The organism is Erwinia sp. AK-PDG3-5 (assembly GCF_056821705.1).
Map to the genome: position 1 here is coordinate 3,702,368 of NZ_CM165967.1, position 12,194 is coordinate 3,714,561.

Genomic DNA, 12,194 nt, shown 5'->3' on the forward strand with positions numbered 1-12,194 from the left:
GGCCGCGACGCTATTTTCGGCCATCCATCACCATGCGCAGGGCCAGTCCGGTCAGCACCATGCCCATCAGCCAGCGCTGGATTTTTTGCCAGGTTGGGCGCTGAGCAAGGAAGTTAGCGATAGTGCCTGCGGCGAAAATAATCAGGCCATTGACCAGCATACTGGTGACGATCTGCGTGATGCCTAAGATCAGAGACTGGGCCAGTACGTGCCCCTGTTCAGGCCGGATAAACTGCGGCAGCAGAGTCAGATAAATCACCGCAGTTTTCGGGTTAAGCAGGTTGGTCAGCAGCCCCATGGTGAACAGTTTACGCGAGCTGTCGGGCGGCAAATCGCGAACCTGAAACGGCGATTTTCCGCCGAACACCGCCTGCCATGCCATATACAGCAGATACGCTGCCCCGGCGATGCGCAGCGCATCGTAGGCCAGCGGCACGGCCATAATCAGCGCGGTAATCCCCAGCGCGGCACAGACCATATAAAACATGAAACCCAGCGCCACGCCGGTCAGCGAAATATATCCCGCTTTTCGTCCCTGACAGAGCGAGCGGGAAATCAGGTAAATCATATTTGGACCGGGCGTCAGCACCAGGCCAAGGGCGATGGCCGCGAAAGGGAGAATTTGCGAAAGGGTAACCATGCAGAATGTCCTTACGATGTTGAGCAGCAATAAGCGACAACTTCTCCCAGGATACGACCAGAGCCACATCCCTGTGGCTCTGCTTGCCCGATAAAATCAGGCATAAACGCCCGGCGTTCGCTTACGCACGAACCGTATCGTTGCCGAAGGCCACCCACTTATAGGTGGTCAGCGCTTCAAGGCCCATCGGGCCACGGGCATGCAGCTTCTGCGTGCTGACCGCCACTTCAGCGCCCAGACCAAACTGGCCGCCATCGGTGAAGCGCGTGCTGGCATTGACGTACACCGCCGAGGAGTCGACTTCATTCACAAAGCGATCGGCATTGTGAATGCTGCGGGTCAGGATCGCGTCGGAATGCTGAGTGCCATATTCCCGGATATGGGCGATGGCCTGGTCAAGATCGTCCACCAGCTTAACGTTCAGATCCAACGCTAACCACTCGTCACGGTACTGCGCTTCGGTGACCGCACTGACTTCAGCCGGGCCTTGTTGCAGCAGCGGCAGCGAACGCGGATCGGCATGCAGCGTGATGCCCTCTTCCGCCATGCTGCGGCTCAGTTCAGGCAGGAAGCTGTCGGCGATCGCCGCATGCACCAGCAGCGTTTCTACCGAGTTACAGGCGCTTGGACGCTGTTTCTTGGCGTTGATAATCACCTTTATGGCCGCTTCCAGCTCGCTCTGCTGGTCGACAAAGATATGGCAAACGCCAATGCCGCCGGTGATCACCGGAATGGTCGACTGTTCGCGGCACAGCTTGTGCAGGCCGGCGCCACCGCGGGGGATCAGCATGTCGACATAGCGATCCAGTTTCAGCAGCTGATTGACCAGCTCACGATCCGGGCTTTCAATCGCCTGCACCGCACCCGCGGGCAGGCCGTGTTCTTTTAACGCGCCCTGGATAACCCGCACGGTTGCGCCGTTGGTGCGGTAGGTTTCCTTGCCGCCGCGCAGGATCACCGCGTTGCCGGTTTTCAGGCACAGGCTGGCGACGTCAACCGTCACGTTGGGGCGGGCTTCATAAATCACCCCCACCACGCCAAGCGGCACGCGACGGCGTTCAATGCGCAGACCGTTGTCCAGCACGCCACCGTCGATCACCACGCCCACCGGATCCGTCAGACGGCAGACCTGGCGCACATCATCGGCAATGCCTTTCAGCCTGGCCGGATTGAGCATCAGGCGATCCATCAGTGCGGCACTCATGCCGTTCTGCCGCGCATCGGCCAGATCCAACTCGTTAGCCGCGAGGATCTCCGCGCTTTGCGCTTCAAGACGATCGGCAATGGTCATCAAGACCTGATTTTTCTGCACGGTGGACAGCACCGACAGCTGGTAAGACGCGGCTTTCGCGGCTTTGCCCATTTCTTCAAGCATTTGCTGCTCCTTAACTAACGATCATATCGTCACGGTGAACGGCAACCGGACCATATTCATAACCGAGAATGTCGCTGATCTGCTGGGAATGGTGCCCGGCAATCATCCGCATTGCATCGCTGTTGTAGCGGCAGACGCCGTGCGCCACATCGCGCCCTTGCAGGCTGCGAATGCGGATCACTTCGCCACGCGAGAAGTTGCCGCTGACCTCACGGATGCCTTTCGGCAACAACGAGCTGCCGCGTTCCAGAATGGCGGAAAGCGCACCGTCATCAACGGTAATTTCACCGGCTGGCGGCGCACCGAAGATCCAGCGTTTACGGTTTTCCAGCGGAGTTTCCAGCGCATGGAAACGCGTGCCGACCGGCTTGCTGTCGATCACGTCACTAATCACGCCGGCGCGATTACCGGCCGCAATAATGGTGTCGATGCCCGCGCGACAGGCCACGTCGGCCGCCTGCAGCTTGGTCGCCATGCCGCCGGTGCCCAGCCCGGACACGCTGTCACCGGCTAATGCCCGCAGCGCATCGTCGATCAGATGCACATCGCCGATCAGTTCAGCTTCGGGATTATTGCGCGGATCGGCGGTGAACAAACCTGGCTGATCGGTCAGCAGCAGCAGCTTATCTGCGCCAGCCAGGATCGCCGCCAGCGCCGACAGATTGTCGTTGTCGCCGACTTTGATTTCAGCGGTGGCGACCGCGTCGTTTTCATTAATTACCGGCACGATATGGTTATCCAGCAACGCGCGCAGGGTGTCACGGGCGTTAAGGAAACGTTCACGATCTTCCAGATCCGCGCGGGTTAATAACATCTGGCCGATATGGATACCGTAAATCGAGAACAGCTGCTCCCACAGTTGAATCAACCGGCTCTGCCCCACCGCAGCGAGCAGCTGCTTTGAGGCGATGGTCGGCGGCAGTTCCGGGTATCCAAGGTGCTCACGTCCAGCCGCCATCGCGCCCGAGGTGACAATCACAATCCGATGGCCTGCCGCATGTTGTTGCGCGCACTGGCGCACCAACTCGACGATATGTGCCCGGTTCAGCCGACGCGATCCGCCGGTTAATACGCTGGTCCCCAGTTTCACCACCAGGGTCTGGCTGCTGCTCATTATTTCCTGCCGTTACGTAAAAAAAAGCGTGAACTGACTTTTTAACAGGTGTGGTGCTGGAAGCCAACAGGCGGCGGGAGAAAAGCCGGAATTTAGCGAGACAATCAGCTAGTTCAAAAGTTCGCAAATAACAAGAAATGAGTCGAACTGTAATAAAACTTTAATCTCCTCAAGGTAAAACGTTCCTGCCTTCAGAGAAGTCTTAAGGCCACTTGAAAACTTACTCATTCGGGATTGATAGCAAAATGAAGAAAAGCGCACTGGCAATCTTAACCGCCGCACTGGCTCTGTCCACCGCTGCACAAGCCGCAGAAGTTTATAATAAAGACGGCAACAAGCTGGATCTGTACGGTAAAATCAAAGGCCTGCACTATTTCAGCGACAACGACGGCAGCAACGGTGATAAGTCCTACATGCGTATGGGCTTCAAAGGTCAGACCCAAATCAACGATCTGATGAGCGGTTACGGCCAGTGGGAATATCAGTTCAACACCAATAACTCTGAAGGCAGCGATGCCAACGCCGGTAACAAAACCCGTCTGGGCTTTGCCGGTCTGAAATTCGGCGACTACGGCTCAATCGATTATGGCCGTAACTACGGCGTGCTGTATGACGTGGAAGCGTGGACGGATATGTTCCCGGAATTCGGCGGTGACGGTACGGCGCGTAGTGATAACTACATGACCCAGCGTACCACTGGCGTGGCGACCTACCGTAACTCTAACTTCTTCGGCCTGGTTGATGGCCTGAAGTTTGCCTTGCAGTATCAGGGCAAAAACGATTCGGGTTCATCTAACTCGCGTACTGACGTCAGCAAGCAGAATGGCGACGGCTACGGTGTGTCTGCTGCCTATGCGCTGGGCGATAGCGGCGTGAGCCTGAGCGGTGCTTACACCTCTTCAGACCGCACCAACGCACAGCAAGCGCGTGTCTGGGGCCAGGGCGACAAAGCCGATTCCTGGGGTACCGGTCTGAAATATGATGCGAACAGCATTTACCTGGCCGCCATCTATACCGAAACCCGCAACATGACGCCAATCAGCGGCACCGCAGTGATTAACGGTGCGACCACCACGGTTGCCGGTGCAGCAAACAAAGCTCAGAACATTGAATTGGTCGCACAGTACCAGTTCGATAACGGTCTGCGCCCATCACTGGGTTACGTGCAGACTAAAGGCAAAGACATTGAAGGACTGGGTGATGTTGACCTGGTTAAATACATCGACGTTGGTGCGACTTACTACTTCAACAAGAACATGAACACCTACGTTGACTACAAAATCAACCAGCTGGACGACGACAACAAGCTGGGTCTGAACAACGACGACGTCGTTGCGGTTGGCCTGACTTACCAGTTCTAATCCCTTTCAGTACCCGTAACACGCCACTGCTACGGTTGTTCCACCCTCGTTATGTGTCTAAAACAAAGGCTGGCAATTGCCAGCCTTTTTTAATGCTTTTTTTATGACTTCAGCAGACGTCAGGCGGTCAGTTTGACCGGCGCATCAGCGAAGTCTGCAGCCGGTTTCAGCCCCAGCTCCATCTCTTCCAGCAGCGCTTTCAGCCGCACGTGGAAATTGCGTAAGGTCTCTTCAAGCCGTTCGTTATTCTCTTTCCCTTTCACGGTCGACGGCTTCCAGTTGCCTTCTTTATCGAACAGACCGAAGTGGTACTCGTAGGTGAAGTGGTCACTTTGCGCTTCCAGTTCCATCCACCAGCCCCAAAACTCACGCAGCTCAGGTGAGGGTTTCACATTGACGCAAACAGCCAGGCAGTCAAAGAAAAAACGGTCGTCTTCACATTTCGCTTCGCGAATATAAGGCCCCAGCGATCCAAAGCGCTTCATTAAGCGGCTTTTGGGATGCCCACTCGGTAACGTCATCAGTAAACCTCCATCGTTGAGCCTGTTAATTAATCCTCTCGGCGCTTAAACCCGGCAACACCGCAGTTTAAGGCTTAAAGGTTATAGCAAAGGATTGAATTATAGCAACTCATCGCGTCAGCCGTTTCGCTAACCAGTCGACAATATCACGTAATGCTTTATCAAAATTGAGCATTGCAGGCGAGAGCGGGATCGGCATCAACTTCCCGTCAGCGGAGGAGCTAACGATAAGCTTCGATTCCTCTTCCGGGCTGAACGGATCGTTTGGCCAGTAGCCGGAAAGCATCGGCGTTGGACAACGACGTCCCAGCAATCCCTGCATCTTCAGCGAATAGCGATTAAGCTCGATGCGCAGCGCAGAGTCTGACGCGGTGGCCATCCCCAACCGGCTGGCCAGCACATCCATATACATCTCCGGAACACTGTCCTGCATTGCTTTGTCACACAGCAGGCTATGCACCACCGGGCCAAGGCAGGCCACGGCCCGCAGGCGCGGCGCTTCCAGATAGGCCAGCCTGACGGCAACGTTCGCCCCAAAGCGGTAACCAAACGCGCCGACGCGCTGGTGATCGATCCAGGGAATGTTATCCAACTGACGCAGAACATGTTGATGCAGGAAGCTGGCATCCTGCGTCAGCTTCCATTTAGCCGAGAAGCCCACCGACGGCATATCAATAGTCAGCATGGCAATGCCGCGCGGGGCCAGGTAGTCGTGGAACAAGCGATAATGGTCGGTTTGCAGCGAGTCCAGGCTGCCACACAGCAGCACGGTAGGATAAGGTGCGCTGACGTCTGGCGGCATATGCAGAAAGCCAAATATCGGACTGCCGCCGGGAATGGCAAATTCCAGCTCCTTCAGTTCACCGGACAGGCGCGGCGTGGCTTCTTCATATGCCCGGTTCGCCAGGACCTGTGCCTGTTCGGCCAGTTCATCCCCTTTCAGATGAGGATACCCAGCAATGCCATACAGGTTGGCGGCATGCAGCCAGCATTGGCCGGCCTCCGCATCGGTTTCAGCCTCACCGGCCTTCTTCTGCCACAGCGCGGCCTGTTTCGACCACTCATAAATCCAGTTACCACCGCGATAACCGACCACGGTATCCAGCAGCTGGTCATCGGTATGTTCAACGCGGCTGACGGCAATGCGTGCCAGCACCTCGCTGATTTCCTGTGGGGAGATGCCGCGCCACGTCCACAGCAGGCGGTTAATCATTCGATACCAGCCGGCATTACTATCCCCTTCCAATGCTGAGTGGATGGGCAGCGGTTTATGGTGATGGAGACGGCGAACTAACGATGACGTTTCAGGATGCTTGAAGCGAGGTTTGAACAGCTCTTCGCTCAGATTTTTAGGTGACATGACGTAACGATCCTCCAGCACGGGGCATGGGATGAGTCTATCCCAGCCTCAGCCCTGACGCTCGTAAAAACGACAACGCCCGGCATAACCGGGCGTTGCTTTGACATGCGTCAATCAGCCTTTAACAATTGGCGGCAGATAGACCACGCCCATGTCCCACGGCTGCTCAATCCAGGTATTCTGCGGGATATCGACCACATAGTCGTCCACCAGCGGACGACCGGCTGGCTTGGCGAAGATGGTGACGAAGTGCGCTTTTGGATACATATCACGGATGGCCTGAGCGGTGCCGCCAGTATCGACCAGATCGTCAATGACGATAAAGCCTTCACCATCGCCTTCTGCGCGCTTCAGCACGGTCATTTCGCGCTGGTTGTCGTGATCGTAGCTGGAGATGCATACGGTATCAACGTAGCGGATGCACAGCTCACGAGCCAGCAAAGAGGCGGGAACCAGACCACCGCGGCTGACCGCGATAATGCCTTTCCACTGTTCAACAGGAAGCAGGCGCTGGGCCAGTTTACGGGCATGAATTTGCAGCATGTCCCAGGTGACGACGTATTTTTCACTCATAAAGGAGTCCCGACCAATGGTGTTGGCTTAAAAATGTACAATGGGAGAGGTTGCGCGGAATTATAGTGATCTGAGCCGCTAAAAACCAGCGCCGTGACCCTTTTTTCCTTCCGCGAAGTAAGCGCGGCTGCGGAAACGATGATATTCTTTGCCCATCGCGTCAGAGCATCTGACGGGAGTCATCCACTCGCTAAACATCCTCGCCATCCGCAGCCCAGCTGCCCGATGGTGATGACACAGGAGATTTGTCGTGTCTGAATTATCTCAACTTTCCCCCCAGCCGTTGTGGGATATTTTTGCCAAAATCTGCTCGATTCCGCACCCGTCTTACCACGAAGAAGCACTGGCAGAACACATTCTGTCGTGGGCGAAAGAGCAAGGTTTAACGACCGACCGCGATGCAGTGGGTAACATTCTGATCCGCAAGCCTGCCACTGCCGGTCTGGAAAATCTGAAGCCGGTTGCCCTGCAGGCGCACCTCGATATGGTGCCGCAGAAAAATAACGACACCGTGCATGACTTCACGAAAGATCCGATTCAGCCATGGATTGATGGTGAATGGGTGAAAGCGCGCGGCACCACGCTGGGCGCCGATAATGGCATTGGCATGGCGTCCGCGCTGGCGGTGCTGGCTGACCCGAACGTTGAGCACGGTCCGCTGGAAGTGCTGCTGACCATGACCGAAGAGACCGGCATGGTCGGCGCCTTTGGTCTTCAGCCGAACTGGCTACAGGCCGATATCCTGATCAACACCGACTCCGAAGAAGAAGGTGAGATCTATATGGGTTGCGCCGGTGGCATCGATTTCACCTCGACGCTGGCCATCAGCCGTGAAGCCGTTCCGGCTGGCTACGAGCCGCTGAAGCTGACCCTGAAGGGCCTGAAAGGCGGCCACTCTGGCTGTGATATTCACGTCGGTCTGGGTAACGCCAACAAGCTGCTGTCGCGCTTCCTGTTCGCACACGCTAAGGCGTTGGATCTGCGTCTGGTGGACTTCACCGGCGGCACGCTGCGCAACGCCATTCCGCGTGAAGCGGTGGCCACGCTGGCCGTGCCGGCAGGCAAAGTCGACGCGCTGAAAAGCCTGGCGCTGAGCTATCTGGAAACGCTGCAGAATGAATTGAGCCTGAAAGAGAAGAACATCAACATCGTGGTTGAGAACGTGGCGGCTGGCGGCCAGGCGCTGACGGCGGCAAGCCGCGATACCTTTATTGCCCTGATGAACAGCACGCCAAACGGCGTGATCCGTAATTCAGACGTGATGAAGGGCGTGGTCGAAACCTCGCTGAACCTCGGCGTAGTGTCGCTGAAAGACGATGAAGCGAAGATCAACTGCCTGATCCGTTCGCTGATCGACAGCGGTAAAGACTACGTGGTGGAAATGCTGACCGCGTTGGGCGAGCTGGCAGGCGCGAAAACCGTGGCCAAAGGCAACTACCCAGGCTGGCAGCCGGATGCGTCCTCGCCGGTGATGGCGCTGGTCGGTGAGACCTATAAAAAGCTGTTTGGTAAAACGCCCAACATCCAGGTGATCCACGCGGGTCTGGAATGTGGTCTGTTTAAGAAGCCGTATCCGGACATGGATATGGTGTCTATCGGACCGACCATTACCGGCCCACACTCACCGGATGAGCAGGTGCATATCGAAAGCGTTGGCCTGTACTGGAAACTGCTCACCGCACTGCTGAAGGCGATCCCGGCCAAGTCTTAAGCCGGCTGACGGGCGGAAGCCATTCCGCCCGTTTTCTTTCATCCCCCGGCAACCTCTGTCGATCAACACTCCGCCATCTTACAGCCCCAGCAATAACTGCCTTTCCAGCTGTGGATTCAGCAGCGTAACGTGCAATCCCACCAGCCTGACGCCTCTTCCGCCGCGTCGCTCTTCCCAGGTTTTGCGCGCCACCGCGATCAAATCCGCCTTATTCAGCATCGGCCAGATGTGCTCCTGAGTGGTTTGCTGGAAATCGGAGAACTTCAGCTTCACGCCCTGGCGAGCAATCTGCCGGTCGGGTTTGATTTTGATTAGCCGACGCTCCAGCTCGTCATACAGGAAATCGATGATCTCCAGGCAAGCTTCCCAGCTGTGAATATCTTCCGACAGCGTGCGTTCCACGCCGAGTGATTTGCGTAAGCGCTCGGTCACCACTTCCCGCTCGTCGATGCCGTTGCTGCGTTCCCAAATCACCCGGCCAAACTTGCCGAAGCGTTTTAACAGCGCCGAGAGATCGGTGCTCTGCACGTCGGCGCAGGTTTGCAGCCCCATTTCTTCCAGCTTTTTGGCGGTGACTTTCCCGACGCCGGGAATTTTCGCCAGCGGCAGCGTCAGCAGAAACTGCGGTAGCGAGTCGGGCGTAATCACATATTGCCCGTCAGGCTTGTTTAAATCGGAGGCGATTTTGGCGGCGAACTTGATCGGCGCAATGCCGGCGGAAGCGGTGAGATTGAGTTCGCGGGCGATGGTCTGGCGGATGTCGCGCGCCATCAGCGTGGCAGAGCCGTGACAGTGCGGGCTGTCGGTGACGTCGAGATAGGCTTCATCCAGCGAAAGCGGTTCAATCAGCGAGGTGTAGCGCGAGAAGATTTCACGAATATGCTGGCTGGCTTCTTTATAGGCTTCGAAGCGGCCAGGGATCACTTTCAGATGCGGGCAGAGCTTCAGCGCCATGGCGGTGGACATGGCGCTGTGCACGCCAAACTTCCGCGCCGGGTAGTTGGCGGTGCTGATAACCCCGCGCTTCAGATGGCTGCCGCCAATAGCGATCGGGATATCACGCAGGCTGGGATCGTCGCGCATTTCTACCGCCGCGAAAAAGCAGTCCATATCAACGTGAATGATCTTACGCATATCCCCCCCAGACGCACTGGATAAGTATACAGTTAATCAGCCGGGTTTCAATATGCCGTTCGCCCGGTAAAGCGCAGCGGCATAGGCTTCCGGCAATTTTTTCTTTCTGAATTTGTTCACTGGCGACTTGATAAAAAAATAGACAATGCTAATGTGACGCAGCGATAGCGGATTTCTCCGATATTGCAAGTGACACTGCCTTCGGGCATAGCATCCAACCCTCTTTTTCAAGGGAACCAGAATGGGCAAAATCGCACTGCTGTTTGCGATGATTTTTCTGCCAGCCGTCGTCTTCGCCAGCGTACCCACTTCCCCGGTACTTCCGCTCGCGCCGGTAAGCAAAGAGTTAAAGAAACAATTACTCGGCACCCCCGTGTATATCCAGATTTTCAAAGAAGAACGTACGCTTGAACTGTATGGCAAAATCGGTAACGACTACCGCTTGCTGGACAGCTACCGCATCTGTAACTTTTCGGGCGGTTTAGGCCCAAAACGTCGTCAGGGCGATTTTAAAAGTCCGGAAGGATTTTACAGCGTGGGACTTTCCCAGCTGAAGCCTGACAGCCGGTTCTACCGCGCCATTAACGTCGGTTTCCCCAACGAATACGATCGCCAGCAGGGTTATGAAGGGAAATACCTGATGATCCACGGCAGCTGCGTGTCGATTGGCTGCTATGCGATGACCGATGCCAACATTGCCGATATCTATCAGTTTGTTGATGCGGCGCTGCGTAACGGCCAGCCGCGAGTGGAAGTGAGCATTTACCCGTTCCGCATGACCGACAGCAATTTGCAGCGTCATCGCAATTCGGTGTATTACAGCTTCTGGAAACAGCTGCAGCCGGGCTATGCCCAATTTGTGCAAAACCGCCTGCCGCCGTCAGTGAGTGTTAATGAAGGCCACTACGTGCTGAACCAGCCAGGTTCCCTGATCAGCGCGCCCGGATCAGCGCTCGCGCTCACCGAGGCAAAATAACGCCCAGTCTCCTGGTTCAATTTTGTTCCAGGTTTCGTTCCCCGTCAGGGGCTGAGTGGCGATCACCGTGACCACGTCGTTCGGCGTGGTCTGCTTTTGAAAATCAATCTCGACATCCTGATCCAGCAACGTAGCTTTGCCAAACGGTGCCCGTCGGGTGATCCAGAAAAGATTGGTCGAACAGAACGCCATTAAATACCGCCCGTCCGACAGCAGCATATTAAACACGCCCTTCTCACGCAGCTCCGCCGCCAGTTCAGCAATATATCGGAATACCGCAGGCCAGTTCCCCGGCGTACGCGGATAACGGGTGGTCAGCTTATGCAGCAGCCAGCAAAATGCCTGCTCGCTGTCCGTTTCACCGATCGGCCTGAACGGCCCGGTATCCATCCCTTTATAGCCTTTCAACTGCCCGTTGTGCGCGTAGGTCCAGTTGCGGCCCCACAGTTCACGGGTGAACGGATGGGTATTCTCCAGCGACACTTCGCCCCGGTTGGCCTGGCGGATATGCGCCACCACCGAACGGGACTTGATCGGGTATTCCTGCACCAGTCGCGCGATAGGCGAATTAAAGCTGGGCTCGGGATCTTTAAAGGTGCGGCAGCCTTTTCCCTCGTAAAAGGTAATGCCCCAGCCATCTTTGTGCGGACCCGTTCCCCCGCCGCGCTGCACCAGCCCGGTAAAGCTAAAACAGATATCCGTCGGAACATTCGCGCTCATCCCGAGCAATTCGCACATAGAAAATCCTCACGTAGCGGCCAGCCGCAGCTGGCCAGAAAAACTACTCGGCCATCTCTTTTTCAATCAGCAGGATCAGGATGTGGATCACTTTGATGTGGATCTCCTGAATGCGGTCGGCGTAACCAAAGTGCGGTACACGGATTTCCACATCGGCCATGCCGTCCATCTTGCCACCATCTTTGCCCGTCAGGGTGATCACCTTCATGCCCTGAGCGCGAGCGGCTTCAACCGCTTTGATCACGTTAGCTGAGTTGCCGGAGGTGGAGATACCGAACAGCACATCGCCGGCTTTACCGACCGCTTCAAGGTAACGCGAGAAGACGAAATCATAGCCAAAATCGTTGCTGACGCAGGACAGGTGGCTGACATCAGAGATAGCAATGGCTGGGTAGCCTGGACGGTTCTCACGGTAGCGCCCGGTCAGCTCTTCAGCGAAGTGCATGGCGTCACAATGGGAGCCGCCGTTGCCGCAGGAAAGCACTTTGCCACCGGCTTTGAAGGCGTCTGCCAGCAGCACCGCAGCGCGCTGGATAGCGTGAATATTGGCATCGTCACTGAGGAATTTATTGAGCGTTTCCGCTGCTTCGTTGAGCTCGGCGCGAATGATGTCCTGATACATAGGGAAAGTCCTTTAGAGGTGAGGTCGCCATCAGTTTACCAAGTTGGGAGAGGGGCGAAAAGCGCCCTG

General features: G+C 56.2%; 12 protein-coding genes. 3 read left to right on the plus strand and 9 right to left on the minus strand.

What is annotated here, in order from left to right:
- Positions 1 to 10: 10 nt before the first annotated feature.
- From AC1UKS_RS17280 to proB, 3 genes are all read right to left on the minus strand, one after another.
- Positions 11 to 640, minus strand: a complete 630-nt coding sequence (locus AC1UKS_RS17280; RefSeq protein WP_482434655.1) for a LysE family translocator — start codon at positions 638 to 640, stop codon at positions 11 to 13.
- Positions 641 to 761: 121 nt separating this feature from the next.
- Positions 762 to 2,015: a glutamate-5-semialdehyde dehydrogenase gene (proA, locus tag AC1UKS_RS17285; RefSeq protein WP_482434656.1), complete on the minus strand. Its 1,254-nt coding sequence runs from the start codon at positions 2,013 to 2,015 to the stop codon at positions 762 to 764.
- A gap of 10 nt (positions 2,016 to 2,025) precedes the next feature.
- Positions 2,026 to 3,129 carry a glutamate 5-kinase gene (gene proB / locus AC1UKS_RS17290; protein WP_265909441.1) on the minus strand — a complete coding sequence of 368 codons (1,104 nt, stop codon included), beginning with the start codon at positions 3,127 to 3,129 and terminating at the stop codon, positions 2,026 to 2,028.
- 245 nt (positions 3,130 to 3,374) lie between these two features.
- Here proB and ompC point away from each other — a divergent pair, with 245 nt between their 5' ends.
- Positions 3,375 to 4,490: a porin OmpC gene (ompC, locus tag AC1UKS_RS17295; protein WP_482434657.1), complete on the plus strand. Its 1,116-nt coding sequence runs from the start codon at positions 3,375 to 3,377 to the stop codon at positions 4,488 to 4,490.
- Positions 4,491 to 4,609: 119 nt separating this feature from the next.
- On the opposite strand, the gene crl is transcribed toward ompC, so the two are convergent.
- The 3 genes from crl to gpt form a co-directional block, all read right to left on the minus strand.
- Positions 4,610 to 5,011 carry a sigma factor-binding protein Crl gene (gene crl / locus AC1UKS_RS17300; RefSeq protein ID WP_013200918.1) on the minus strand — a complete coding sequence of 134 codons (402 nt, stop codon included), beginning with the start codon at positions 5,009 to 5,011 and terminating at the stop codon, positions 4,610 to 4,612.
- A 109-nt stretch (positions 5,012 to 5,120) separates the two neighbouring features.
- Positions 5,121 to 6,371, minus strand: a complete 1,251-nt coding sequence (gene frsA, locus AC1UKS_RS17305; RefSeq protein WP_482434658.1) for an esterase FrsA — start codon at positions 6,369 to 6,371, stop codon at positions 5,121 to 5,123.
- A gap of 114 nt (positions 6,372 to 6,485) precedes the next feature.
- The gene (gene gpt, locus AC1UKS_RS17310) at positions 6,486 to 6,944 is read right to left on the minus strand and encodes a xanthine phosphoribosyltransferase (protein ID WP_013200916.1); all 459 of its coding nucleotides are present in this window, start codon (positions 6,942 to 6,944) and stop codon (positions 6,486 to 6,488) included.
- Positions 6,945 to 7,194: 250 nt separating this feature from the next.
- On the opposite strand from gpt, the gene pepD reads away from it, so the two are divergent.
- Positions 7,195 to 8,655, plus strand: coding sequence for a beta-Ala-His dipeptidase (gene pepD / locus AC1UKS_RS17315; protein ID WP_482434659.1), 1,461 nt, complete (start codon positions 7,195 to 7,197; stop codon positions 8,653 to 8,655).
- A 78-nt stretch (positions 8,656 to 8,733) separates the two neighbouring features.
- Here pepD and dinB read toward each other — a convergent pair whose 3' ends face one another.
- Complete coding sequence (gene dinB, locus AC1UKS_RS17320; protein WP_346596417.1) at positions 8,734 to 9,789, minus strand: DNA polymerase IV; 1,056 nt, start codon at positions 9,787 to 9,789, stop codon at positions 8,734 to 8,736.
- 241 nt (positions 9,790 to 10,030) lie between these two features.
- On the opposite strand from dinB, the gene dpaA reads away from it, so the two are divergent.
- Positions 10,031 to 10,765 (plus strand): peptidoglycan meso-diaminopimelic acid protein amidase, encoded by a 735-nt coding sequence (gene dpaA, locus AC1UKS_RS17325; RefSeq protein WP_151038174.1) that lies wholly within the window; start codon positions 10,031 to 10,033, stop codon positions 10,763 to 10,765.
- On the opposite strand, the gene AC1UKS_RS17330 is transcribed toward dpaA, so the two are convergent.
- The gene (locus AC1UKS_RS17330; protein WP_013200912.1) at positions 10,736 to 11,503 is read right to left on the minus strand and encodes a class II glutamine amidotransferase; all 768 of its coding nucleotides are present in this window, start codon (positions 11,501 to 11,503) and stop codon (positions 10,736 to 10,738) included. The genes dpaA and AC1UKS_RS17330 overlap by 30 nt on opposite strands.
- A gap of 43 nt (positions 11,504 to 11,546) precedes the next feature.
- Positions 11,547 to 12,125 carry a D-sedoheptulose 7-phosphate isomerase gene (lpcA, locus tag AC1UKS_RS17335; protein WP_206401863.1) on the minus strand — a complete coding sequence of 193 codons (579 nt, stop codon included), beginning with the start codon at positions 12,123 to 12,125 and terminating at the stop codon, positions 11,547 to 11,549.
- Positions 12,126 to 12,194: the final 69 nt, after the last annotated feature.

What these genes read in the sequence shown, in the direction of transcription:
- lpcA (WP_206401863.1), bottom strand. Translation starts at nt 12,125, where the DNA reads ATGTATCAGGACATCATTCGCGCCGAGCTCAACGAAGCAGCGGAAACG.
- dinB (WP_346596417.1), bottom strand. Translation starts at nt 9,789, where the DNA reads ATGCGTAAGATCATTCACGTTGATATGGACTGCTTTTTCGCGGCGGTA.
- crl (WP_013200918.1), bottom strand. Translation starts at nt 5,011, where the DNA reads ATGACGTTACCGAGTGGGCATCCCAAAAGCCGCTTAATGAAGCGCTTT.
- AC1UKS_RS17280 (WP_482434655.1), bottom strand. Translation starts at nt 640, where the DNA reads ATGGTTACCCTTTCGCAAATTCTCCCTTTCGCGGCCATCGCCCTTGGC.
- proA (WP_482434656.1), bottom strand. Translation starts at nt 2,015, where the DNA reads ATGCTTGAAGAAATGGGCAAAGCCGCGAAAGCCGCGTCTTACCAGCTG.
- gpt (WP_013200916.1), bottom strand. Translation starts at nt 6,944, where the DNA reads ATGAGTGAAAAATACGTCGTCACCTGGGACATGCTGCAAATTCATGCC.
- proB (WP_265909441.1), bottom strand. Translation starts at nt 3,129, where the DNA reads ATGAGCAGCAGCCAGACCCTGGTGGTGAAACTGGGGACCAGCGTATTA.
- dpaA (WP_151038174.1), top strand. Translation starts at nt 10,031, where the DNA reads ATGGGCAAAATCGCACTGCTGTTTGCGATGATTTTTCTGCCAGCCGTC.
- AC1UKS_RS17330 (WP_013200912.1), bottom strand. Translation starts at nt 11,503, where the DNA reads ATGTGCGAATTGCTCGGGATGAGCGCGAATGTTCCGACGGATATCTGT.
- ompC (WP_482434657.1), top strand. Translation starts at nt 3,375, where the DNA reads ATGAAGAAAAGCGCACTGGCAATCTTAACCGCCGCACTGGCTCTGTCC.
- frsA (WP_482434658.1), bottom strand. Translation starts at nt 6,371, where the DNA reads ATGTCACCTAAAAATCTGAGCGAAGAGCTGTTCAAACCTCGCTTCAAG.